Annotated in this window: 19 protein-coding genes; 10 read left to right on the top strand and 9 right to left on the bottom strand. The window is 69.2% G+C overall.

Annotated elements, in window-relative coordinates; translation table 11 throughout:
* On the top strand, nucleotides 1–978 hold a 978-nt coding region (gene tnpC / locus DS837_RS31015; protein ID WP_149168271.1), incomplete at its 5' end, for an IS66 family transposase.
* A 214-nt stretch (nucleotides 979–1,192) separates the two neighbouring features.
* On the opposite strand, the gene DS837_RS31010 is transcribed toward tnpC, so the two are convergent.
* Complete coding sequence (locus DS837_RS31010) at nucleotides 1,193–2,413, bottom strand: alpha/beta hydrolase family protein (RefSeq protein ID WP_149168270.1); 1,221 nt, start codon at nucleotides 2,411–2,413, stop codon at nucleotides 1,193–1,195.
* 223 nt (nucleotides 2,414–2,636) lie between these two features.
* Between DS837_RS31010 and DS837_RS31005 the strand changes: the two genes are divergently transcribed.
* From DS837_RS31005 to DS837_RS30995, 3 genes are all read left to right on the top strand, one after another.
* Nucleotides 2,637–3,689, top strand: coding sequence for a GNAT family N-acetyltransferase (locus DS837_RS31005; protein ID WP_149168269.1), 1,053 nt, complete (start codon nucleotides 2,637–2,639; stop codon nucleotides 3,687–3,689).
* Between the two features lie 135 nt (nucleotides 3,690–3,824).
* Nucleotides 3,825–4,898, top strand: a complete 1,074-nt coding sequence (locus tag DS837_RS31000) for an aldose epimerase family protein (protein ID WP_149168268.1) — start codon at nucleotides 3,825–3,827, stop codon at nucleotides 4,896–4,898.
* Nucleotides 4,899–4,940: 42 nt separating this feature from the next.
* A complete protein-coding gene (locus tag DS837_RS30995; protein WP_149168267.1) occupies nucleotides 4,941–6,446 on the top strand; it encodes a tagaturonate reductase in 1,506 nt (501 codons plus the stop codon).
* A gap of 29 nt (nucleotides 6,447–6,475) precedes the next feature.
* Here the strand turns inward: DS837_RS30995 and DS837_RS30990 are convergent, their stop codons facing one another.
* From DS837_RS30990 to DS837_RS30975, 4 genes are all read right to left on the bottom strand, one after another.
* On the bottom strand, nucleotides 6,476–7,768 hold the full coding sequence (locus DS837_RS30990) for a hypothetical protein (RefSeq protein ID WP_247890223.1): 1,293 nt from the start codon (nucleotides 7,766–7,768) through the stop codon (nucleotides 6,476–6,478).
* 52 nt (nucleotides 7,769–7,820) lie between these two features.
* Nucleotides 7,821–8,870, bottom strand: a complete 1,050-nt coding sequence (locus tag DS837_RS30985; RefSeq protein ID WP_149168266.1) for a polysaccharide pyruvyl transferase family protein — start codon at nucleotides 8,868–8,870, stop codon at nucleotides 7,821–7,823.
* A 224-nt stretch (nucleotides 8,871–9,094) separates the two neighbouring features.
* A complete protein-coding gene (locus tag DS837_RS30980; RefSeq protein WP_149168265.1) occupies nucleotides 9,095–10,606 on the bottom strand; it encodes a multicopper oxidase family protein in 1,512 nt (503 codons plus the stop codon).
* A 75-nt stretch (nucleotides 10,607–10,681) separates the two neighbouring features.
* Nucleotides 10,682–11,125: a hypothetical protein gene (locus tag DS837_RS30975; RefSeq protein ID WP_247890224.1), complete on the bottom strand. Its 444-nt coding sequence runs from the start codon at nucleotides 11,123–11,125 to the stop codon at nucleotides 10,682–10,684.
* A gap of 160 nt (nucleotides 11,126–11,285) precedes the next feature.
* On the opposite strand from DS837_RS30975, the gene DS837_RS30970 reads away from it, so the two are divergent.
* The 3 genes from DS837_RS30970 to DS837_RS30960 are packed head-to-tail and all read left to right on the top strand — an operon-like array spanning nucleotide 11,286 to nucleotide 16,276.
* The gene (locus tag DS837_RS30970) at nucleotides 11,286–12,002 is read left to right on the top strand and encodes a TetR/AcrR family transcriptional regulator (protein ID WP_149168264.1); all 717 of its coding nucleotides are present in this window, start codon (nucleotides 11,286–11,288) and stop codon (nucleotides 12,000–12,002) included.
* Nucleotides 11,992–13,188 carry an efflux RND transporter periplasmic adaptor subunit gene (locus DS837_RS30965; protein ID WP_149168263.1) on the top strand — a complete coding sequence of 399 codons (1,197 nt, stop codon included), beginning with the start codon at nucleotides 11,992–11,994 and terminating at the stop codon, nucleotides 13,186–13,188. Before DS837_RS30970 ends, DS837_RS30965 begins: the two co-directional genes overlap by 11 nt.
* A gap of 10 nt (nucleotides 13,189–13,198) precedes the next feature.
* The gene (locus tag DS837_RS30960) at nucleotides 13,199–16,276 is read left to right on the top strand and encodes a MexW/MexI family multidrug efflux RND transporter permease subunit (RefSeq protein WP_149168262.1); all 3,078 of its coding nucleotides are present in this window, start codon (nucleotides 13,199–13,201) and stop codon (nucleotides 16,274–16,276) included.
* A 65-nt stretch (nucleotides 16,277–16,341) separates the two neighbouring features.
* Here DS837_RS30960 and DS837_RS30955 read toward each other — a convergent pair whose 3' ends face one another.
* A complete protein-coding gene (locus DS837_RS30955) occupies nucleotides 16,342–17,187 on the bottom strand; it encodes an SDR family oxidoreductase (RefSeq protein WP_149168261.1) in 846 nt (281 codons plus the stop codon).
* 115 nt (nucleotides 17,188–17,302) lie between these two features.
* Here DS837_RS30955 and DS837_RS30950 point away from each other — a divergent pair, with 115 nt between their 5' ends.
* Nucleotides 17,303–17,716, top strand: coding sequence for a winged helix-turn-helix transcriptional regulator (locus DS837_RS30950; RefSeq protein WP_149168260.1), 414 nt, complete (start codon nucleotides 17,303–17,305; stop codon nucleotides 17,714–17,716).
* A 73-nt stretch (nucleotides 17,717–17,789) separates the two neighbouring features.
* On the opposite strand, the gene DS837_RS30945 is transcribed toward DS837_RS30950, so the two are convergent.
* Nucleotides 17,790–19,259: a catalase gene (locus tag DS837_RS30945; protein WP_149168259.1), complete on the bottom strand. Its 1,470-nt coding sequence runs from the start codon at nucleotides 19,257–19,259 to the stop codon at nucleotides 17,790–17,792.
* Nucleotides 19,260–19,376: 117 nt separating this feature from the next.
* Between DS837_RS30945 and DS837_RS30940 the strand changes: the two genes are divergently transcribed.
* Complete coding sequence (locus tag DS837_RS30940; protein WP_149168258.1) at nucleotides 19,377–20,312, top strand: LysR substrate-binding domain-containing protein; 936 nt, start codon at nucleotides 19,377–19,379, stop codon at nucleotides 20,310–20,312.
* Here DS837_RS30940 and DS837_RS30935 read toward each other — a convergent pair.
* Nucleotides 20,298–21,137 (bottom strand): TrmH family RNA methyltransferase, encoded by an 840-nt coding sequence (locus DS837_RS30935; RefSeq protein ID WP_149168257.1) that lies wholly within the window; start codon nucleotides 21,135–21,137, stop codon nucleotides 20,298–20,300. The genes DS837_RS30940 and DS837_RS30935 overlap by 15 nt on opposite strands.
* Nucleotides 21,138–21,286: 149 nt before the next feature.
* On the opposite strand from DS837_RS30935, the gene DS837_RS30930 reads away from it, so the two are divergent.
* Nucleotides 21,287–21,511, top strand: a complete 225-nt coding sequence (locus DS837_RS30930; RefSeq protein WP_149168256.1) for a DUF1127 domain-containing protein — start codon at nucleotides 21,287–21,289, stop codon at nucleotides 21,509–21,511.
* Nucleotides 21,512–21,519: 8 nt separating this feature from the next.
* Here DS837_RS30930 and DS837_RS30925 read toward each other — a convergent pair whose 3' ends face one another.
* Nucleotides 21,520–22,686: a PQQ-dependent sugar dehydrogenase gene (locus DS837_RS30925; protein WP_247890222.1), complete on the bottom strand. Its 1,167-nt coding sequence runs from the start codon at nucleotides 22,684–22,686 to the stop codon at nucleotides 21,520–21,522.
* Nucleotides 22,687–23,034: the final 348 nt, after the last annotated feature.

Here is a 23,034-nt window from a genome sequence, read left to right as displayed (position 1 = left end):
GTCACGCTCGACCGCCAGACCGCAGCCGACTGGATGGGGCGGGTGGCGTGGTGGCTGTCCCCACTGTGGGAGCGCCTGCTCACCGACGTGCTGGCCTCGCCCAAGCTGTTCGTCGACGACACCTACCTGCCGGTGCTCGACAAGAGGGCGGCCGCGAAGGCGAAAGGCAAGAAGGCGACGCGGACCGGCTACCTGTGGGGCCTGGGCCGGGACGACGCCCCCTGGCAGGGGGAGCGGCCGCCGGCGGTGGCCTACGTCTACACCGAGGACCGGGTCTATGCCCGGGCGGCCGAGGTGCTGGCCGGCTACAGTGGCGTCCTGCAGGTCGACGGCTGGGGCGGCTTCAAGCGGCTGATCGGCAAGGAGGAGGCCAGCACGGCCGACGTTGGCCCGGTGACGCTCGCTTACTGCTGGGCGCACGGGCGCAGGGACGTCTTCGACCTCCACCGGTCGACCGGCTCGCCGGTGGCGGCGGAGGTGCTGCGGCGCATATCCTTGCTCTACCGCGTCGAGGAGGCCATCCGCGGCCAGCCGCCCGATGTGCGCCGGGCCGTGCGCCAGGAGCAGAGCCGGCCGGTGGTGGAGGCGCTGAAGGTCTATGTGGAGGAGCAGCTTGGCCGCGTGTCGGGGAAGATGCCGCTGGCCAAGGCGCTGCGCTACCTGCTGAACCACTGGGGCGGCCTGTGCGTGTTCCTCGACGACGGGCGCGTGGAAATCGACTCGAACAGCATCGAGCGCCGGCACAGAGTGGTGGCCACGGTGCGCCGGAACAGCCTGTTCGCGGGATCGGACGCGGGCGCGCGCTCTTGGGCCATTTTCACCTCGCTCATCCAGACCGCCCGCCTCAACGACGTCGATCCCGTCGCTTGGCTCACCGACGTGCTCGAGCGCATGGCGTCGGGCGCGGTGAAGGCCAATGATCTCGACCGTCTGCTGCCCTGGAACTGGAAGGCCGAACGCGCCGCCACGGCCGCCTGATCCTTTCCGACATCACACGCCCCGGCCGTCATCCTCGCGCGACACCCAGCGCGCCGCTACGTGGGGCGCCGACGACGGATACGGAGATCCAGCGCGGCATCGTCGACCAGCTCGACGAGGGCATGGTGCTGAAGCCCGCCGTGAAGTACCAGCGCGTCGCCCAGACCATGGGCATCCCGCGCGACAATCACTGACCCCAGGAGGCTGGGGGGCGTCAGCCTCCGCCCGCGAACCGGTCATCCAACCAATCGAGGACGCGGAGGTTCAGGAGGGAGCGGTTGCCCATCTCGCAATGCCCGTCGGCGCCCTCGGCGGCGGTGAAGCGCATCAGCGTCTTCGGTCCGACGAGCGCGTCGAAGAAGGCGCCCGCGCCGGCCGACAGGGCGTCACCCTCCGCCTGGGTGATCAGGGTCGGGCAGGCGATGAGCTGCGCCCGCCCCCGCATGGTGAACAACTCCGCGGAGGCGAGGTAGGAGCGCAGGTCCGCGACGCCATGCACCCAGAAGCCGCGCTGCACAACCTTCCAGTTCAGTTGGCGGTGGCTGCGGATGAAGGCGTCCATGCGGTCGATCACGCCTTGGTCGAGGGCGCCGAGATCGGCCGCCGCCTCCGGTGCGACGCCGAGCTTGTGCACCACCACGTCGCGGAAGCCGTCGGCGATGCTCCAGGTGCCGGGATCGGCGATCAGCGCCGCGATGCGCGGCTCGCCCGACGCGGCGCGCGGGGCGAGATGCCCGCCAAGGCTCCAGCCGCTGAGCGCGATGCGCTCCGCATCGACGAGCGGCAGGGTTTCGGCAAAATCGACCACCGCTGCGATCACCGTTTCCCAGTCCGGGCGCAGCGGCACGCCGTGCTCGTAGAGCATGGCCCCCTGGCCGGGGCCGTCGAACAGCAGGCTGTGATAGCCCCGCCGGGAGGCCGCTACCGCCGACGCGAAATACATGTCGGTGATGGTGCCGTCGTAGCCGTTGGTGAAAACGATTAGGGGACGAACCCTGGTCTCGAAGCCTTCCGCCGGAATGAAGCGGCCGGGCAGCGACGTCGCGCCGAAGGGAATGGCCAGCGGGATGGCCGGGCGTGGTCCGAGCGAGAGCGCCTTGTCGAGCGCCGCCGTCCCCTTGCGGAACGCGGCGATCAGGCGCGGATCGACGGGCGCGCCATAGAGTGGATGGAAGGAGGCGTTGTGGAAGGCGCTCGCCCGCAGATAGAGGGCGCGGGCGGTCGCCTTGTGGCCCTTGGCCAGGGCGATGTCGGCCTCGTGCGCCAGCCGGTCGCCCGCCGCGGTCCAGGCGTCGTAATAGGCGCCGTCGTCACCATCGCCGATGGCCTCGGCGACCGCCTTGATCTCGCCGAACTCCGCCCCGCCATAGGGGATGTAGGCGAGGGGCCAGGTGCCGAAATCCTCGTGCAGAGCGTCGTGAAAGAGGGTGGTCACGGCTGTCCTCCCCAGTCCCGCCGGCCGGTTCACGGCGCCCCGGCAACCCTCAATTGTCACCTTGCCGGCATCATCAGGCCATCGCGCAGAAGGCGAGACGCCCGAACGGACGTGACTCCGACCATCGACAACCCTCGGGTTGCGACGATCAGACACAGCCCGAGAGCGTGGAGAAACGCCGCACACTCCCGCAGTCCGTGTGCCGTTCCAACCGAGGGCGTTCATGACCGCTCCGCCCGCGTTCGAAGTCCTCCCCTTCGACCCGCACAGCGCCCCGCCGGAGCTGTGGGCGGAACGGCACGTTTTCCGCCGGGCGCGGCACGCGCAGTCCGGCGCGGACGATCTGCCGCCCTCCGACGCCTGGTTCGAAGCGATCGAACGGCAGCCGAGCGCTTTCGGGCGCAATGTCCACTGGGTGGCACGGGCAGAGGGCCGAATCGTCGGCATCGTCGGCGCCTTCCTGCCCAACCCCGACCAACCGGACATCCAGGTGGCGCTGCCCCACCTGCACGCCGACGGCTTCGTGCTGAAGGAGTGGCGGCGCCGGGGGATCGGCCGGCGGCTGCTGGCGGAAATCCACGGCCTGATGGTTGTGCATGGGAAGATCATGCTGACTCTGGTCACCGACGATGCGGACGGCCACGCCTTCCTGGGCGCCATCGGAGCCGAAGAACGGCTGCGGTCGGTGGACAGCCGGCTGGCGCTGGACGGCGTCGATTGGGCGATGGTGGAGGGCTGGCACGCGGCGATGCGCCGCGCGCTTCCCGGTCTTACGGAGACTATCCATGCCGGCGAGGTTCCGGACGCGGAGTTCGAAGCGATCCTGCCGCTGCACAACGCCCTGCTGCCCGACCTGCCGCGCGACCGGCTGGACCAGCCGCTCATCCCGGTGACGATGGCGATGGTCCTGGAATGGAAGCGCAACATCCGGTTCCAGCAGGTGGAACACCATATGGTCGTGCTGCGCGACGCCGACGGGTCAATGATCGGCTTCAGCGACGTCTTCTGGCACCCGGAGATGACCGACCGGGTCCATCAGATCGTCACCGGCGTGCGCCGTGACCGGCGCGGGCTGGGGGTGGGCAAGGGGCTGAAGGCCGCCCTGCTGCGGCATGTCCGCTCCGCCCGGCCCTCCGTCCAGCTGATGATCACCCGCAACGCGGCGACGAACGGGCCGATGCTGGCGATCAACCGCCGCCTCGGCTACGCCGAGCACACGATTCTCCGAACCCACCAGATCGACGTCGCGGCGCTGGGCGCAGCCCTGGCCCGCTGACACCGCCAAGCCGTCGACGTGCGGCAAAAGCGCCCGCTCCGGCGGCGGGCGCTTTTCTCCTTTCGCCCCCGCAACTGATATATTAATATATCCGATATCCTTCGGCATCCATCCGGTCCAAGGGGCACCCACGCCATGACGCCTTATGCCGACCTCCGGCGCGAGGATTTCCGCGCCACCATCGACGGCACGCCGACCGACCTGTTCACCCTGCGCAGCCGCCGGGGCATGGCCGTCCGCATCACCAATTACGGCGGCAAGATCGTCCAGATCCTGGCGCCCGACCGCGACGGCGCCCTCGGCGACGTGGTGCAGGGCTACGAGACGCTGGAGCAAACGATGGCCGGGCAGCCCTCCATGGGCTCCTTCATCGGGCGCTATTGCGGGCGCATCGGCGGCGGACGCTTCACGCTGGACGGGGTGGAGCACCGCACCGCCGTCAACGCGCCGCCCAACACCCTGCACGGCGGCCAGCGCGGCTCCCGCTTCCGCACCTTCGCCGCCCGGCAACTGGACGAGGCGAGCCTGGAGCTGACCTACGTCTTCCAGGACGGGGAGGAGGGCTTCCCCGGCACCCTGCCCGTCCGGCTGGTCTATACGCTGGACGAGGACAACGCCCTGACCATCGCCTGGACCGCCGTGGCGGCGGACAAGGCGACCGTGGCGAACTTCACCGACCACACCTTCTTCAACCTGTCGGGAGACGCCGGCTCCTCCATCCTCGACCATGTGGCGACGGTCAACGGCAGCCGCTATCTGGCGCTCGACGCCACCGCGGTTCCCACGGGGGAGCTGGTGGACGTGACCGGCACCCCCCTCGACTTCCGCAGCCCCGCCGCCTTCGGCGCGCGGATCGGCGCCGACCATCCGATGCTGGCGCTCGGCAAGGGCTACGACCTGCATTACGCGGTGGACAAGCCGGAGGGCGCGCTGGGGCTGCACGCCCGCGTCGTCCACCCCGGCAGCGGGCGGGTGCTGGAGGTCCTCTCCACCGAACCCGGTGTGCAGGTCTACACCGGCAATTTCCTGGACGGCCAGACGCCGCGCGACCTGGGCAAGGGCGGCACGCTCTACACCCGGCACAGCGCCTTCTGCCTGGAGCCGTCGCACTTCCCCAACGCCGTCAACATCCCGTCCTTCCCCTCCACCGCGCTGGCCCCCGGCCAGTGGTATGCGGGCCGCATCGTCTACCGCTTCGGAATCGCCTGAACCCCCTGCCAGCGCATTCCGATTCTCAAAGGACTTTCCGTCATGCCTCTTCTCTCCCGTGAATCGCTCGCCGCCGGTGCCTTCGATGTGCCGCACACGGCGGGCGCCCCGCGGCTGCCCGTCACCGTCCTTCAGATCGGCGACGGCAACTTCCTGCGCGGCTTCGTCGATTGGATGGTGGATCTCGCCAACGGCGCCGGGCTGATGCGCGCCGGGATCGCCGTCGCCCAACCGCTGGACCAGGGCGTCGCCGGCCTGCTGAACGCGCAGGAGGGGCTCTACACCGTTCTGCTGCGCGGCATCGAGCAAGGCAAGGAGGTCGAAGCCCGCCGGGTGGTGAGCTGCGTGTCCGAGGCGCTGAACCCCTACGCCGCGTGGGACCGCATGCTGGCCCTCGCCGCGTCCCCGGCGCTGCGCTTCCTGGTGTCCAACACGACGGAGGCCGGCATCGCCGACGTGGCGGAGCCCTACACCCCCGGCGCCTGCCAACAGAGCTTCCCGGCCAAGGTCGCGGCGCTGCTGCACGCCCGCTTCACCGCGCTGGGCGGCACGCCGGAGAGTGGCCTCGTCCTGCTGCCCTGTGAACTGATCGAGGCCAACGGCGCCAAGCTGAAGCGGATCGTCCTGGCCCACGCCAAGCGCTGGGGCCTGGAGTCCGGTTTCGCCGCCTGGGTCGAGGCGCACAACCACTTCCTGAACACGCTGGTCGACCGCATCGTCCCCGGCTACCCGCGCGACGAGGCCGCGACGCTCGCCGCCAAGTGGGGTTATGAGGACCCGCTGGCCGTGGCCGGCGAGCCCTTCCACGTCTGGGTCATAGAAGGCCCGGCGGCCCTGGCCGAGGAGTTCCCGCTGCACAAGGCCGGGCTGAACGTGGTCTGGACCGACGACCTGAAGCCCTACCGCACGCGCAAGGTGCGCATCCTGAACGGCGCTCACACCGCCAGCGCGCTCGCCGCCTTCGTGGCGGGGGTGGACACGGTGAAGGGCATGATGGATGACGCCACCCTGTCCGCCTACCTGAACACGGTGATGTTCGGGGAGATCGTGCCCTTCGTACCCCTGCCGGACGCCGAGCGCCAGGATTACGCCCGCACGATCATGGAGCGCTTCGGCAACCCCCACATCCGGCACGAGCTGATCGCCATCGCGCTGAACTCGGTGTCGAAGTGGCAGGTGCGCGTGCTGCCCAGCCTGAAGGATTACGCCGCCGCCCATGGCGAGGCGCCGGACGGCCTGTCCTTCTCGCTGGCCGCCCTGCTGCGCTTCTACAAGGGCATGCCGGCGGCGGACGGCACGTACAGCGGCAGCCGCGACGCCGGCCCCTACCCCATCCGCGACGACGCGGCGGTGCTGACGGCGCTGGCCGGGGCCTGGGACGCGCAGGACGGCGACCCGGCGGCGCTGGTCGACTCCGTGCTGTCCAACGCCACTCTGTGGGGCGAGGATCTGACCCGCATCCCCGGTCTGGCCCACCGCACCGCCATCCATCTGGCGATCATCGAGGAACACGGCATGCGCGGCGCCCTTGAAGCACTGGTGGCCTGACCCCCGAAGGGACCGGGCGAACGGATGGCTCAGCCGCGGGTCCGCAGCCGGTTGCGGACCCGCTTGAGCGGCTGCTTCAGTTCCATCGCGTCGAGCAGCGCCACCGCCGCCTGCCGCAACGAGGCGGAAGCGCCCTTCATCGCCCGGACAGGACGGGGCTCGGAAGAGCCAAGCTCCGATTGGCCAAAGTCCGGTTGGATGGTGCGCACCCGCTCCTTCAGCCGCTCCAGCCACTCTCCCTCCACCGCGTGCTGGCGGGCGTAATCGAGGATGGAGCGCAGTTCCGCCGCCTGCGGCTCGTTGCGCACGGGGATGCCGGCGATGCGCGCGGGGTCGAGCGGCCCGTCGAAGCAGTCCGGGGCGGCCACCCCGGCAGCGGCGAAGTTCATCCGGGTGCGCACGCATTTCTCGCAGACGCCGCAGTTCCGGAACTGCTCCGCCCCCTCCCAGCAGACACGCAGGGAGCGCACCGCCTCCGGATGGGCGGCGACCGCCGCGGCCTTCTCCGTTCGGGAATAGGCGGCCCCGTCATGGACGATGGAGAAACCGTCGCCGGACAGCAGATGGTCGGCGATCGGCGTGGTGCCGTAGGGGATGACCAGCGCGTCGTAGGGCTTGGTGCTGCCGATCAGCCCGAACTCGAACTCCGCGGCGTAGAGGTGCAGGCAGGCCGCCAACTCCGCCGCGTGGGAATCCTGCCAGTTCTGGAGATGCAGCTCCTTGCTGTTTGTGCGCACCACGCGCAGGTCCAGCCCGACCAGCTCGCGGAAGGGCCGGGTGCGCTCGACCAGCCGCTCGAAATCCTCAGGACGGTCCAACTCCACGTCGAAGCCGTGCACCATCAGCAGGGCGCCGACATGGTGGCGGCGCTCCGGCGGCAGGAGCAGGCGGTGGCGCAGGATGGTGAAGGTGCTGTCCAGCCCGCTGGAATAGGCGGCGATGGCCCGGCGCCCCGGCTTGGGCGCGTTGCGGTCGACAACCGACTCCGGGATGATCTCCACCGTCCGGTAGCGGTCGGGACGCCAGCGCCGCCACACCCCCTGGAGCGTGTCGATGTTGTGCAGCGCCGTCCGCGTCAGCGACCCGTGGACATGGACGGGAAGGCCCCGCTGCATGGCGTGGAACAGGACGGCCATGACCGCCCCGTCCATCGGCCGGTCCGCCGTTCCGGCCGGGTCCTCGAACTCGTAGACCACGCGGTCCCGGCGGCGGGCGCCGTCCTCGGACAACAGGACGGTGCGGCGGACCAGACCGCCGCTCGCCGTCTCCTCGAATCCGATGTGCAGCCCCTTGCCCGCCATGCCCGCCGACGCCCTCTTCAACCCGTGTTCCGGGATGACAGACGGATACGGGCCGCAATCGTTCCCGCGGTCCTTACCGTTTCCAATCGGCGAGCCAGCTGTCGATGTAGTTGGTCAGCTTGCCGTAGGAATTGTCGCGCACCTGCACCGGCAGCCCCATCATCAGGGCGAGCAGCATCCCGTGCAGGCGGTTGGTGACCACGGCGTTGGCCGCGCCGAAATGGGCGACGGCCTTGCGGACCAGCCGGTCGCGGATGGGATACCAGCCGCGCAGCGGATCGGCGGGAAGCGGCACCGCGTCGTCCAGCCGGATCAGCCGGGCGGCCAGCGCGAAGCCGGCGAAATCCTCCGGCCCGCACAGATCCTCCCAGTCGAAGACCGGCGAGTCCTGGCGCAGCCAGTGGCGCCCCGCACATTCCTGGTCGCGCCGGGCCATGACGAGCAGGGTGGTGTCGTGGGCCGGGCGGACCGGCGTCAGCCGCGTCGGATAGCGCGTCAGGTAATGGGCGAGGTCCGGCACCTGGATCGCCCGCTCCCCGAGAAAGGGCCGCACCAGATCGAGCGACGGCGCGTCGCGCGCCATGAAGACCAGATTGCGGTGGGCCGCCCAGCGCTTCATGTCGTGGCGCAGCCGGTCATGGTCGCGGTAGTAGACGGTCTGCGGCAGCAGCACGATGCGGCTGGACGGAAAGCTCTCCAGCACCTTCTGCCGGAACGTCTCGTGATGGGGGTAGAGGTCGCCGAAATTGCCGCCGCCATGCAGCAGGATCGCCGCCTGCCCGTCGCGCTGCCGGCGCAGCAGGCGCCGGGCGTTGCCCAGCGTCACCCGCTCGCGGATCTCCACGCCGCCGTCGGCGAACAGCGCCTCCGCCCCCTGGTTGATCAGCAGATCCCCAACGTTCAGATGGACCGGGATGTCCGCATAGACGGCCGGCCCGCTGCCCAGATGCGGAAGCACCAGATCCCGCACCCGCAGCGACAGCGCCTCCAGCGCCGCAAGGTCCGGGTCCAGCCACAGGTCCGCCGCACCGGCGGCACCGCCGGCAGACCCACCACCAGACCCGCCAACGGACTCTCTGGACGAGCGCCCCCCGGCACCGCCGTCATAACACCACGTATCCATGGCCAATGGCCGCCCCCGCAGAAGATTGGTTCCGGAACATTGGTCGCCGCCCCCGGAGATGGAAGAGAAGTGACACGTCCCCGTCCAATGTGAATGGGAGTGATGCGTGAAAGTTCGCTCTCAAAGGAATGCGTCTGGATGTGCCGGTTTCATCCGTCCGAACCGACACGGAGCTTTTGCGGTAACCGTTCCGGCGCGGTCGGGCCGCGCCGGAATATTCGTGTTCATATGGTTTGTTCGCACACCAATTCGGTCATCATGCCCGTCGCCATGTGCAGAAGGTTGTGGCAATGCAACGGCCAGCGCCCGGGATTGGCGGCGTCGAAGGCGATGGTGGCGGAACCGTTCATCGGCACCAGCACCGTGTCGCGCACCGCCCCGGCCAACGCCGTCCCGTTGAGCGCGGTCACCTGGAAATGCTGGCCGTGCAGGTGCATCGGGTGGGCCATCGGGCTTTCGTTGACCATGGTGACGGTCACCCGCTGCCCCTTGCGGACGGTCAGCGGCCGATGCTCGCCGAAGGGACGGTCGTCGATGGTCCAGACATAGGGGGCCATGCCGCCGGTCAGCCGGATGGTGAAGGCCGCATCCGTGGGGCGCGGCGCCAGAGGGTCGAGCGCCGTCAGCCGCCGCTCCAGCGACAGGTCCACCGGCCCGGCGGCGCCGTCCGCGAGGCCGGCGGTTTTGCCCACCGTGGCGCCGGGGGTGGCGAGGATGATGCCGGTGCGCTGACGCTCCCCTTCCCGCTGCGCCAGGACGGGGAAGGCGCCGCCTTCGGCGGGAAGCCGGACGAGGATGTCCAGCCGCTGGCCCATGACCATGCCGAAGCGCCGCCCGCTCACCGGTTGGACCGGGTTGCCGTCCGCCGCGACCACCGTGCCGTCGAGGGCGCCGAGGTCGATATGGAAGGCCGTGGAGGTCGCCCCGTTGATCAGCCGCAGCCGGACCCGCCCGCCGCGCTCCACCCGCACCACCTCCGGGTCGTCGAGCGTTCGGTCGTTGGCGAGGTAGGCGTCATACTCCACGTCGTTGAGGTCCATGGCGGCCATGGTCATGCTGCCCATGCCCTTCATGGTCGAGTGGTCCATCATCGGCATGGCGCCGCCATGCCCGCTGCCATGGCCTCCGTGGCCCCCGCCATGCCCGCCGCCGTGATCCATCCCGCCATGATTCATGGCGCCGCCGGTCAGCCCGGCGAGCACCTCGGCGGGGTCCTTGAAGGTGAAATCATGCAGCAGCACGGTGACTTCCTGCGCGTCCTCGCGCCGGTCGTCAGCGGTGCGGACGATCAGGGGGGCCGCCATCAGCCGCTGCTCCTGGAGGCCATGGTGCGAGTGCATCCAGTGCGTGCCGGGCCGCGGCTCGAAATCGTAGTTCTGGCTGGCGCCGTCGCGGATCAGCGGGCGGTTCGCGTCGGCGACACCGTCCTGGGCGTAGGGCGGGGTCATGCCGTGCCAGTGGATGACGGCGTCCTCCCCCGCCCGGTTCGCCAGATCGACCAGGAAGCGCTGCCCCGGATCGAGGAACAGGCCGGAGGTGCCGTCCGGCTGGCGGATGCCGAAGACGGAGGCGGGCTTGCCCATCACCTCCAGCACGCGCCGCTCAACGGCGAGACGGAGGGGCGCCGCGGCCCATGCGGGGCGCACGGCCGCAGGAAGAAGGGTGGAAAGGCCGCCCAGCGCGGCGACCGAAGCCGCGGACGCCAGGAACCGGCGACGGGTCTGAAGAATCGTCATGATGCGATGGTCCGTTTTTTGCGAAATGCCGGCCCAGAGCGCGCGGTGAAGGCGCGCCTTGGGCATGGAGTCCGGTCAAACGGCCAAGCGCGGTGGTCTGAGGGCCGGCGGCGGGCCGATTCCCTCCGGTAGCAACCCGGCGGGCCTGAAGGGCGCGGCGGCACGGAGCGGCGGCGTCGGAAAGGCCGCCGTGGTGGCGATGCCCGACAGCATCATCGGACAGGCGCCGCCGCAGGACAGCCCGTTCCTGCCCGCGCAGGCGTCGTCCGCCGGTGGCGCGTGGTCGGCATCGCCCACCCAGACGCTCCCGGCCGGCGTTGGAGCCGAGGATGCGGCATGGCCTTGAGCATGGGGGCCAGTATGGGCGCCGGAATGGACATGCGCCTGCGCGGGGGACGGGGCGAACAGCGCCAGCGCGGCCAGCATCAGCAGCCCCGCCAGCAGCCGCCGGATCGACATCATCCCGCCGAGGGTGCACCCACCCCGCGCCATCGCCGTTTCCCGTTCCTGCATCGGCATCACGGCTCACAGTCTCCACCTTCCAGCGGCGGGAAGGTCAAGCGCAAATTCGCACTGACGCCAATGGTTGCAGGGAGCCCGCTCTGGACAGCCTGACCGCGCCGTGATATCTCCGGCCCAGCAAAGTGAGTTAGTGCTCACTTATGGAATAAGGTTAATCATGGGACGGCTGGACAACTCGGCCCGGCGCGCGGCGATCATCGACGCGGCCCTTCCGCTGTTCGCGCGCAAGGGATTCGCCGCCACCACGACGAAGGAGATCGCCCAGGCCGCCGGCGTGTCGGAGGCGCTGATCTTCAAGCATTTCCCCAGCAAGGCCGCCCTGTACGAGGCGATCTTCCGCTCCTGCGTGGACGGGGACGAGGATCTCGCGAAGCTGCTGGCGATGCCACCGAGTACGGAGACTCTCGCCGCCTATGTCCAGGCGATGGTGAGCTGCTACGTCAGCGAACTGCCCAGCGACCGCGACACCATGCTCCCCCGCTACCGGCTCTACTTCATGAGCCTGCTGGAGGACGGGGAATTCGCCCATATGGTGCGCCGCTGGATGTCGGAGCACATCGCCCCGCCCTTCGTGGCCTCGCTGCGCGCCGCCCGAGACGCCGGGGACCTCATCCCCTCGGCCCCGGTGACGGAGAACGCCTTTTGGCTGGCGGAGATGCTGGGCTCCACCCTGGCCACCATCCACCTGCCGCCGACGCCGCTCGTCCCTTCCCTGGCCGAGCCGCGGCGCACCATCCGCGATGCGGTCGCCTTCATCCTGCGCGGCCTCGGCCTGCGGGAGGAGGCGGTTGCCCTTTACACGCCTTTATTGCATTGCACCCAATCAACAGAACCAGAACCGACCTGTTCGAGAGAGGCTGATCGTGACGAGTGACATCGACCATTCCGCTCACGCGCCAGAGCGGACCACCGCACGCCGTCCGGTCACCCGCGGACGGCTGGCGTTCCGGATCATCATCATGGCCGTCATCCTGGCCGTGCTGTTCGGCGGCCTGTACGCCTTCAACAATTTCCGGAACAAGGCCATCGCCGACTTCTTCGCCGGCAACAAGCCGCCGCCGACCCCCGTCTCGGTCGCCGAGGCGACGGCGCAGTCCGTTCCCAAATACACCACCGCCATCGGCACCCTGACCGCCAGCCGGCAGGTCACCGTGGCGCCGGAGGTGGTCGGGCGCGTGACCCAGATCTTCTTCGAATCGGGCGCCCGCGTGAAGGCCGGCGCGCCGCTGGTGCAGCTCAACGACGCTCCGGACCAGGCCGACCTGCTGGCCTACCGCGCCCAGGCGAAGCTGGCCGAGAACAACCTGCAGCGCGCCCGCAACCTGCTGCGCAACCAGGCCGGCCCGCAGGTCACCGTGGACCAGAACCAGGCCCAGCTCGACGAGGCCAACGCCAACATCAAGAAGACCGAGGCGCTGATCGCCCAGAAGCTGATCCGCGCCCCCTTCGACGGCGAGCTGGGCATCCGGCAGGTGAATGTCGGCGAGTATGTCAGCGCCGGCGGCCCCGTCGTCACGCTGACCGACCTGACCAACCTGTTCGTCGACTTCACCCTGCCGGAGCAGGCGCTGAGCCAGATCCGCATCGGCCAGCCGGTGCTGATCTCCGCCGACGCCGCCCCCGGCGCCAACTTCGACGCGGCGATCTCGACCATCGAGCCGCAGGTCAGCCCGGACACCCGCGCCATCAAGGTGCGCGCCACGCTGCAGAACCCGGAGCGCAAGCTGCTGCCCGGCATGTTCGCCAACATCCGCGTCGTCCAGCCGCCGGCCCACAACCGCATCGTCGTTCCGGAAACCGCGGTGGACTACACGGTCTATGGCGACAGCGTCTTCGTCGTCGCCGCCCAAAAGGACGCCGAGGGCAAGGACGGCCATGTCGCCAACCGCGTTCCGGTGAAGACCGGCGACCGCTTCGACGGCAAGGTGGAGATCCTCGACGGGGTGAAGCCCGGCGACCGGCTGGTCTCCTCCGGCCAGCTCAAGCTGAACAACGGCGCCGCCGTGGTGCCGACGGAAGCGAGCGCGCTGGTGCCGCCGCAGACCGTTCCGCGCAACTGAGGACCCGGCCATGTCATTCACCGACATCTTCATCCGACGGCCGGTCCTGGCGCTGGTGGTCAGCCTGCTGATCCTGCTGGTCGGCGTCCGGTCGCTGACGGATCTGCCGATCCGGCAGTATCCGGAGTTGCAGAACACCGTCATCACCATCACCACCTCCTATGCCGGCGCCTCCCCCGACCTGATGCAGGGCTTCATCACGACGCCCATCGAGCAGGCGGTGGCGACCGCGGAAGGCATCGACTACATCACCTCCTCCTCCACCCAGGGGGTGAGCCTCGTCACCGCCTACATCCGGCTGAACTTCAACCCCAACGTCGCGATGACCGACGTGATGTCGAAGGTGCAGCAGGTCAAATACCAGCTTCCGCGCGAGGCCAACGACCCCGTGATCCTGAAGTCCACGGGCGAGACGACCTCCATCCTCTACATGGGCTTCGCCAGCCCGGAGCTGTCCGGGGCGGCCATCTCCGACTATCTGACGCGCGTGGTTCAGCCGCTGCTGTCCACCGTGTCCGGCGTGGCCGAGGCGCAGATCCTGGGCGGCCAGACCTTCGCCATGCGCGTCTGGCTCGATCCGGAGCGGATGGCCGCGCGCAACATCGCCGCCGCCGACGTGCGGGCGGCGATCCAGGCCAACAACTACCAGTCCGCCCCCGGGCAGACGAAAGGCGTCTTCGTCGTCTCCAACATCACCACCAACACCGGCCTGACCGACGTCGAGCAGTTCCGGCAGATGGTGGTGAAGTCCAAGGACGGCGCGCTGGTCCGCATGAAGGACATCGCCGAGATCGAGCTGGGCGCGCAAAGCTCCAACGCCAGCGTGTCGATGAACGGCCAGCAGGCGATCTTCATCGGCGTCAACTCCACGCCGACCGGCAACCCGCTGACCATCGTGGAGGACATCCGCAAGCTGGTGCCGGAGCTGGAGCGCAACCTGCCGCCGTCGCTGAAGATGGAGATCGTCTACGACTCCACCCGCTTCATCCAGGCCTCCATCGACGAGGTGCAGAAGACGCTGCTCGAAGCGGTCGGCATCGTCATCGTGGTGATCTTCCTGTTCCTCGGCTCCTTCCGCTCGGTGCTGATTCCCATCGTGACCATCCCGCTGTCCATCGTGGGTGCGGCGACGATCATGCTGGCGATGGGCTTCAGCCTGAACCTGCTGACGCTGCTCGCCATGGTGCTGGCCATCGGCCTCGTGGTGGACGACGCCATCGTGGTGGTGGAGAATGTCCACCGCCACCTGGAGGAGGGAAAGTCGCCCGTCGAATCCGCGCTGATCGGCGCGCGGGAGATCATCGGGCCGATCATCTCGATGACCATCACGCTGGCCGCCGTGTACGCCCCCATCGGCTTCCTCGGCGGGCTGACCGGCGCGCTGTTCCGCGAGTTCGCCTTCACGCTGGCGGGGTCGGTCATCATTTCCGGCGTGGTGGCGCTGACGCTGACGCCGATGATGTGCTCGCTCCTGCTGACGCGGGACATGAACGAGGGCCGCTTCGCCCGCTTCGTCGACCGCACCTTCGAGCGGCTGTCCGGCTGGTATGGGCGGCGGCTGGCCGGCGCGCTGGACTTCCGGGCGGCGACCCTGCTGTTCGGCTTCGGCGTTCTGCTCAGCGTCGGCTTCCTCTTCGCCAACACCATGTCGGAGCTGGCGCCGGAGGAGGACCAGGGCATCCTGTTCGGCATCACCAAGGGGCCGCAGTACGCCAACCTCGACTACATGGACGCCTACGGCCGCGAGATGGACGAGGTGTTCACCCACTATCCGGAAACCGACACCCGCTTCGTGCTGAACGGCCTGCCGACCCTGACCCAGGGCTTCGCCGGCATGATCCTGAAGCCGTGGGACGAGCGCACCCGCAGCGCCAAGGAACTGCAGCCGCTGGTCCAGGCCGAGCTGAACAACGTCAGCGGCACGCAGGTCTTCCTGGTGTCGCCGCCGGCCCTCCCCGGCTCCACCGGCGGTCTGCCGGTGCAGATGGTCATCAACAGCCCCGGCGACTACCAGACCATCTTCAACGCCATGGAGCGCATCAAGGCCGCCGCCCTGGAAAGCGGCATGTTCATCGTCACCGACAGCGACCTGCAGTTCAACAGCCCGGTCGTCCGGCTGCATGTCGACCGCTCCAAGGCGGCGGACCTCGGCCTGTCCATGCAGTCGATCGGCGACACGTTGGCGGTCCTGGTCGGCGGCAACTACGTCAACCGCTTCAACCTGAACGGCCGCTCCTACGAGGTCATCCCGCAGGTGCCGCGCGACAAGCGCCTGACGCCGGAGACGCTGACCCGCTACTACGTCACGGCGGGCAACGGCGCGCAGATCCCGCTGTCCACCGTCGTCTCCATCGAGATGGCGACGGAGCCGAACGCCCTGACCAAGTACAACCAGCTTCCCTCCGCGACCTTCTCCGCGGTGCCGATGCCGGGCGTGACGATGGGCCAGGCCGTGGAGTTCCTGGAACGGCAGGCCCGCGAGATCCTGCCCGCCGGCTTCGGCCATTCCTACCTGTCGGAGTCGCGCCAGTACGTGACGGAGGGCAGCCAGCTCATGGTCACCTTCGTCTTCGCGCTGGTGGTCATCTATCTGGTGCTGGCGGCGCAGTTCGAATCGCTGCGTGACCCGCTGGTGATCCTGATCTCGGTGCCGATGTCGATCTGCGGGGCGCTGCTGCCGCTGTTCTTCGGCCTGTCCACCATGAACATCTACACCCAGGTGGGTCTGGTGACGCTGATCGGCCTGATCAGCAAGCACGGCATCCTGATGGTGGAGTTCGCCCGCGAGATGCAGATCAACGAGCGGGTGGACCGCCGCACCGCCATCGAGCACGCGGCCCGTGTCCGCCTGCGCCCGATCCTGATGACCACGGCGGCGATGGTGGTGGGCCTCCTGCCGCTGCTGACCGCCGCCGGCGCCGGCGCCGCCAGCCGCTTCTCCATCGGTCTGGTGATCGTGTCGGGCATGCTGATCGGCACGCTGTTCACGCTGTTCGTCCTGCCGGCGGTCTACACCGTGCTGGCGAAGGACCACTACGCGGCGTCGGTCTCCCGCCGCGCGCGGGAGATCGCGGCGGCCTCGCAGTAACGCCGAACCGAATTGCAACCTTTCCAAACCCCCTCGCCCCACACGGGCGAGGGGGTTTTTTCTTGTCAGGGAAGGGCCACGGCCACGGCGGCGGACAGCGGCGTGGTCGGACGCCCGATCAGCGCCGAAAGCTGGTGCCCGTCGTCGAACAGCGCGCCCTTCGACGCATCGGCGTCCCAGGAGGCGATGCCCTTCGCGAAGGCATCGGGAAGGCCGAAACCGGCGAGAATGGCGGCGTAGTCCGCCTCCGGCAGGTTCCGGTAGGGGATGTCCTTGCCGGATTGGCGGGAGATTTCCGCGGCCAAGTCGCTCAGGGTGTGGGCATCATCGCCGGCAAGCTCGTAGGTCTTGCCGTCATGGCCGGTGCCGGTCAGCACCGCCACCGCCGCGTCGGCGTAATCGGCGCGCGTGGCCGAGGAAATCCGCCCGTCGCCGGCGCTGCCGATGAAGGCACCCCCGGCCAGCGCCGCGCCGACCGAACCGGTGTGGTTCTCGGTGTACCAGCCGTTGCGCAGGATCGTGAAGGGGATGCCCGACGCCTTCAGTTCCTCCTCCGTCTCCCGGTGCTCCCCGGCGAGGCTCAGCGGCGAGCGGTCGGCGTGGAGCAGGCTGGTGTAGACGATGCGGCCGACGCCCGCCGCCTTCGCGGCGTTGACGACGTTGCGGTGCTGCGCGGCACGCTGCCCGATCTCGTTCGACGAGATCAGCAGCAGCGTGTCGACTCCGGCCAGCGCGCGGGCGAGCGTCTCGGGCTTGCCGTAGTCGGCTTCGCGGGCCTCGACCCCCAGGTCGGCGGCCCTGGCGGGGGAACGCACCAGGGCGACGATGCCGGAGGCCGGAACCGTCTCCTTCAGGCGGGCGATGACGAGGCGGCCAAGCTGGCCGGTGGCACCGGTGACGGCGATGGTCATGGTCGGGTGTCCGTTTGCGGTTGGGTGGTGCCCACCTACCTAAACCACTTGCTTACTTTTCGTAAGTACGTACATAAATGTAAGTGTGAAGTTATTTTCCAGCGGGAGAGCGGCGATGCCGGAACCGGACGGTGACTACATTCCGCTGCCGCTGTCGGAGCGGATGCAGCGCGGCGACCTGATGGCCGCGGCCTGCCCCTCGCGGGAGGTGCTGAAGCACGTCACCAGCCGCTGGGGCGTCCTGGTCCTGATCGCCTTGGAAAGCGGAACGCTGCGCTTCAGCGAACTCCGCCGCACCATCGGCGGGGTCAGCGAACGGATGCTGGCCCAGACGCTGCAATGGCTGGAGGGCGACGGGCTGGTCAAGCGCACCGCCCACGACGTGGTGCCGCCCCATGTCGACTACAGCCTGACGCCGCTGGGGCGGGAGGCCGCCGAGAAGGTGCGCCTCCTCGCCGACTGGATCGAGTTCAACCTGCCGCGGATTGCCGAGGGCTGGGCGAACCGGCAGGACGCTTCCATGGACTGACCCGTCCCATAAAAAGGAGCCGCCGGACGCGAGGGGGTGCGTCCGGCGGTGCCAAGTGTTCGGGAGTTGGGCCTCAGCCGGCCACGGCCGCCTCTTCGGTCGCCGCGGCCGCCGTCATCCCCAGCCGCTTCGCGATGCCCGCGCCATAGGCGGGGTCCGCCGCGAAGAAGTGCCTCAACTGGCGCCGCTGGATGAAGCCCGGCGCCTCCCCCAGCGAGTTGGCGATATTGTCCATCAGCCGCTCCTGCGCCTCCGCCCCGATCAGGCGGAACAGCGCGCCGGCCTGGGCGTAGTCGTCGTTGCCCTCGCGGTGGTCGTAGCGGGCGGCGTCGCCGGCGATGCGCAGCGGCGGTTCGGCCACCGCGCGATTCTGCACCGGCCCGCCGAAGCTGTTCGGCTCGTAATTCGGGCTGCCGCCGCCGTTGCCGTCGAAGCGCATGGCCCCGTCGCGCTGGTGGTTGCGGACCTCCGCTGCGTGCGGGCGGTTGACCGGCAGCGCCTGATGGTTGGCGCCCAGCCGGTAGCGGTGCGCGTCGGCGTAGGCGAACAGCCGGCCCTGCAGCATCCTGTCCGGGCTGAAGCCGATGCCGGGGACGACGTTGGCCGGGCTGAAGGCGGCCTGCTCGACCTCGGCGAAGAAGTTCTCCGGGTTGCGGTTCAGCACCAGCTCGCCGATCTCGACCAGCGGGTAATCGGCGTGCGGCCACACCTTGGTCACGTCGAACGGGTTGATGCGGTAGGCGTCGGCCGCCACCTCCGGCATGATCTGCACCGAGACGGTCCAGGCCGGGAAGTCGCCGTCGCGGATGGCGGCGAACAGGTCGCGGGTGGCGTGGTCGGGATCGACGCCGGCCATGCGGACGGCCTGCTCCGCCGTGAAGTTCTGGATGCCCTGGCGGGTTTTGAAGTGGACCTTGACCCAGAAGCGCTCGCCCGCCGCGTTGATCCACGAGAAAGTGTGGCTGGAGAAGCCGTCCATGTGGCGGTAGCCGCGCGGCGTGCCGCGGTCGCTGAACAGGATCGTCAACTGGTGCATCGTCTCCGGCGACAGCGAGAAGAAGTCCCAGACCGCCGTCGGGTCCTTCAGGTTGGTCGCCGGGTTGCGCTTCTGCGTGTGGATGAAGTCCGGGAACTTCAGCGGGTCGCGGACGAAGAAGACCGGCGTGTTGTTGCCGACCAGATCATAATTGCCATCCTCGGTGTAGAACTTGACGGCGAAGCCGCGCGGGTCGCGCTCGGCGTCGGCGGAGCCCTTCTCGCCGCCGACGGTGGAGAAGCGCAGGAACACCTCGGTCTCCTTGCCGACGTCCGACAGGAACCGCGCCGACGTGTAGGGCGTCACATCCCGGGTCACCCGGAAGACCCCGTAGGCGCCGGCCCCCTTGGCGTGGACCACCCGCTCCGGAATGCGTTCGCGGTTGAAATGGGCCAGCTTCTCGATCAGGTGGAAATCCTGCATCAGCACCGGACCGCGCGGGCCGGCGGTCAGCGAATTCTGGTTGTCGGCGACGGGGATGCCGGCAGCGGTGGTCAGGGTGCTCATGACTCAACTCCTTCTGGCGTTTCTTATGGTGGGCGCGTCCGCTTTGCCCTCTGGTTATGCCGCCGCCGCGTTGATATATCCAAGACATCGTCTCACATGATTCGATAGCCATAACCTATGAATCTCGCCGGCCTCTCCCTTCGCGATCTGGAATATGTGGTGGCGGTGGCCGAACAGCGGCATTTCGGCAAGGCGGCGGAGCGCTGCTCGGTCAGCCAGCCGTCGCTGAGCGCGCAGATCCGCAAACTCGAAGACCTTCTCGGCATTCCGCTGTTCGAGCGGACGAGCCGCCGCGTGCTGCCCACCCCTCAGGGGGAGGTGGTGATCCGCCAGGCCCGCGTCGTCCTGGAGGAGGCGCGCCGCCTGCTGGCGCTGGCCCGCGGGACAGCGGGAGCCCTGCACGGCCCGCTCTCCATCGCGGCGATCCAGACGCTGGGGCCGTACCTGTTCCCCCACGTCCTGCCCGCGATGCGCCGGCACCTGCCCGATGTCCAGCTCGTGCTGTCCGAGGGCCGCACCGACGGCCTGCTGGAGGAGTTGCGCGAGGGGCGGCTGGACGCCGTCCTGCTCGCCCTGCCCATCGAGGCAGAGGGGCTGACCTGCGACGCCCTGTTCTTCGAACCCTTCGTGCTGGCCCACCCCACCGGCCACCGGTTGGAAAGCCTGCCCTCCATCGCCCTGGCCGACCTCGACCCCGGCGAACTGGTGCTGCTGGAGGAGGGGCATTGCCTGCGCGATCAGGCGCTGGCCGCCTGCGGCGCCACCACCCGCGGCATGCGCCACGCCACCGGGCTGGAGACGCTGCGCCACATGGTCGCCAGCGGCACCGGCTACACGCTGATGCCGCGGCTGGCCACGGGGGATGGGGAGGCGGCGACGGTGGGCGGCTTGGTCGCCTACCGCGCCTTCCAGGGCGACCCGCCGGGCCGGGTCATCGGGCTGGTCTGGCGGTCCAGCGACCCGCGCGCCGCGGGTTTCCGCGCGCTCGCCCGGAGCCTGCGCGACGCCACCCCGCCCGGCCTGCGCCGGATCGACGGCTCAGCCGATCCCTGAGTCCGGTTCCGCCATGAAGGCGAGGTGGTGCAGGACGATCCCGCTGGTCGTGGCGACGTTCAGGGAATCGAAATCCGGCGCCATGGGGATGCGCACCGTCCGCGTCCGCGCCAGGACGGACGCCGGCAGGCCCGGCCCCTCCGACCCCAGCAGCAGCGCCGCGCGCGCCGGACGGTGAAGGCCCGCCAGGGTCACTGCTCCCGCCGGGCTCAGCGAAATGGCGGCGAAGCTGTGCCGTTCCAGCAGCGCGACCGGATCGGTCCCCGCCGGAATCCGCAAGAACGGCACCCGCAGCACCGCCCCGACCGAGACGCGGATCGCCTTGCGGTAGAGCGGGTCGCAGCAACCGGAATCGAGCAGCACCGCGTCCACGCCAAAGGCCGCCGCGTTGCGGAAGATGCCCCCCACATTGTCGTGGTTGCCGATCCCGCAGAGCACCAGCACGGTCGCCCGCGCTCCCAGCCCACTGAGCAGCGCGTCCGGCTCCGGCATCACCGCCGCTCGCCCCAAGCCCAGGATCCCGCGGTGCAGGGGAAAGCCGGCAATGGCGTCCAGCACCTCCTGCCGGGCGCTGTAGACCGGCACCGCGGCGGGCAACGCCTCCAGCATCGGCGCCAGCCCGGCGATCCGCTTCTCCGCGATCAGCAGCGACAGGGTCTCGTGGCGCGAAGCGGTCAGCAGCGTCCGCAATACCACCGCCCCCTCGGCGATGAACCGCCCCTCCCGCCCCACGAGGTCGCGCTCCTTCACGTCGCGGTAAGCGGCGATCCGCGGGTCGTCCGGGTCGTCGATGGGGATGATGGAGGGGGGAATGATGGCTGGCATGGGCGCCTGTGTAGCGCCCCTGCCGTTCCATCGGAAGTCCGGAAAGCGCGGGGCCGGTGTGAAGGGGGCCACTTCCCCACCGGCCGAAGCCCGTTAGACAGGACCGGCAACGCGGGGCGGCAGTCCCCGCCCGAACGGAGGAATCGCCCATGCCGACCCTGACCGCCGTCCGCGCCTTCGGCGCAACCCTGCCAAGGTCACTCACCGCCGCCCTGCTGGGAGCCTGCCGCAGCTTGAAGGAGCGCCGGAGGCAACGGGCCGCCACCCCCGACCGCCTTGACGACCGATTGCTGAGGGACATCGGCGTCAGCCGCAGCGACCTGATGGCCGCCGAACGTCTGACGAAACCGCCCAAGCGCAGCCGGATCCGCTGAACCGGCGCTTACGGTTTGCCCGCCGGAGTCACCCGCAAAATCTCGCCACTATTCTCGTCGGTCAGCAGATAGAGCGCACCATCGGGACCCTGGCTGACCTGCCGGATGCGCTTGCCGAGATCGCGGAACATGCGCTCCTCGTGCTTGACCTTGTTGCCGTCGAGTTCGAGCCGCACGACCTCCTTGGTCGCCAGCCCGCCGTTGAACAGGCTGCCCTTCCAGCCCGGCAGCGTGTCGGCCGTGTAGAAGGTCATGCCGGAGGAGCCGATGACCGGAGTCCACTGGTACACCGGCTCCTCCATCCCGGGCGCGCTCGACTTGCCCGTCCCGATCGGCGTCCCGTTGTAGTTCACGCCGTAGGAGACCACCGGCCAGCCATAATTCTTCCCCGGTTCGGGGACATTGACCTCATCGCCGCCGCGCGGGCCGTGCTCGTTGATCCACAGCGCGCCGGTCTGCGGGTTCAGTGTCGCGCCCTGGATGTTGCGGTGACCGTAGGACCAGATTTCCGGCAGTGCCCCGGACCGGTTCACGAACGGGTTGTCGGCGGGCACGGAGCCGTCGCGGTTGATCCGCACCACCTTGCCCAGATGCGAGTCGAGATCCTGGGCCTGCGTCCGGAACCGCTCCAGCGAGCGCTCGCCCAGCGTCACGTACAGATGGCCCTGCCGGTCAAAGACCAGCCGGGAGCCGTAATGCATGCGGCTTTCCACCTTGGGCTTCTGCGAGAAGATCACCCGCACGTCGGTCAGGGCGGTGCCGTCGGCGTTCAGCACACCGCGCGCCACGGCGGTGGAATTGGTCCCGTCCTCCGTCCCAGGCTCGGAAAAGCTGAGATAGACGAAGCGATTCTGCGCGAAGTCCGGGTCCAGCGCCACGTCGAGCAGACCGCCCTGCCCGCGGTCGTCGACCTTCGGCACACCCTTCACCGGGGCGGACACCGTGCCGTCCGGCGCCACGATGCGCAACCGGCCGTCCTTCTCGGTCACCAGCATCCGCCCGTCGGACAGAAAGGCCAGTCCCCAGGGATGGCTGAGGCCGCTGGCGACGGTCTTCACCGCCACCATCGCCTTTTCGGTTTTGAACACCTTGTCCACGGCGCTCGCGTCCGTGACGCTCAGGCAAGCCGCAAGGGTGGTGGCGGTTATCAGGGCGGCGGTTCGGCCCATGCGCATTCCTCGTCCTCCCGCATCGTCGCTGTCGATGGGTAGGTGGGGGCGCCACGGCCACGAACAAGGCACCCGGTCCCACTTCACCCCCATTCCGTTCCCCCACCTGAACCCTTGATCCCCTCCCCCGCCTGCGGCGGGGGAGGGTTAGGGAGGGGGCCCGTAGCGACGGCCAGGCACAACGAAAAGCCGGCGCCTCCCACAGGGGAAAGCGCCGGCCTTGCCGTTCATGAAGCCGATTGTCAAGTGTGTGTGAAACCTGCTGCGTCCACGTCCTTGGATGGCGTGGCGTGTGCCGTGGTGACCTGGCGGCGACCTACTCTCCCACGTCTTAAGACGCAGTACCATCGGCGC

Source organism: Azospirillum brasilense, assembly GCF_008365405.1.
GTDB classification, from domain to species: Bacteria; Pseudomonadota; Alphaproteobacteria; order Azospirillales; family Azospirillaceae; genus Azospirillum; species Azospirillum brasilense_D.
This window is presented reverse-complemented; position numbering and strand designations above follow the sequence as displayed.

Excerpts from the sequence above, each read along its gene's own strand:
- DS837_RS31005 (WP_149168269.1), top strand. The coding sequence starts at position 2,637 with ATGACCGCTCCGCCCGCGTTCGAAGTCCTCCCCTTCGACCCGCACAGC.
- DS837_RS31000 (WP_149168268.1), top strand. The coding sequence starts at position 3,825 with ATGACGCCTTATGCCGACCTCCGGCGCGAGGATTTCCGCGCCACCATC.
- DS837_RS30995 (WP_149168267.1), top strand. The coding sequence starts at position 4,941 with ATGCCTCTTCTCTCCCGTGAATCGCTCGCCGCCGGTGCCTTCGATGTG.
- DS837_RS30985 (WP_149168266.1), bottom strand. The coding sequence starts at position 8,870 with ATGGATACGTGGTGTTATGACGGCGGTGCCGGGGGGCGCTCGTCCAGA.
- DS837_RS30980 (WP_149168265.1), bottom strand. The coding sequence starts at position 10,606 with ATGACGATTCTTCAGACCCGTCGCCGGTTCCTGGCGTCCGCGGCTTCG.
- DS837_RS30975 (WP_247890224.1), bottom strand. The coding sequence starts at position 11,125 with ATGCCGATGCAGGAACGGGAAACGGCGATGGCGCGGGGTGGGTGCACC.
- DS837_RS30970 (WP_149168264.1), top strand. The coding sequence starts at position 11,286 with ATGGGACGGCTGGACAACTCGGCCCGGCGCGCGGCGATCATCGACGCG.
- DS837_RS30960 (WP_149168262.1), top strand. The coding sequence starts at position 13,199 with ATGTCATTCACCGACATCTTCATCCGACGGCCGGTCCTGGCGCTGGTG.
- DS837_RS30955 (WP_149168261.1), bottom strand. The coding sequence starts at position 17,187 with ATGACCATCGCCGTCACCGGTGCCACCGGCCAGCTTGGCCGCCTCGTC.
- DS837_RS30950 (WP_149168260.1), top strand. The coding sequence starts at position 17,303 with ATGCCGGAACCGGACGGTGACTACATTCCGCTGCCGCTGTCGGAGCGG.
- DS837_RS30945 (WP_149168259.1), bottom strand. The coding sequence starts at position 19,259 with ATGAGCACCCTGACCACCGCTGCCGGCATCCCCGTCGCCGACAACCAG.
- DS837_RS30940 (WP_149168258.1), top strand. The coding sequence starts at position 19,377 with ATGAATCTCGCCGGCCTCTCCCTTCGCGATCTGGAATATGTGGTGGCG.
- DS837_RS30935 (WP_149168257.1), bottom strand. The coding sequence starts at position 21,137 with ATGCCAGCCATCATTCCCCCCTCCATCATCCCCATCGACGACCCGGAC.
- DS837_RS30930 (WP_149168256.1), top strand. The coding sequence starts at position 21,287 with ATGCCGACCCTGACCGCCGTCCGCGCCTTCGGCGCAACCCTGCCAAGG.
- DS837_RS30925 (WP_247890222.1), bottom strand. The coding sequence starts at position 22,686 with ATGCGCATGGGCCGAACCGCCGCCCTGATAACCGCCACCACCCTTGCG.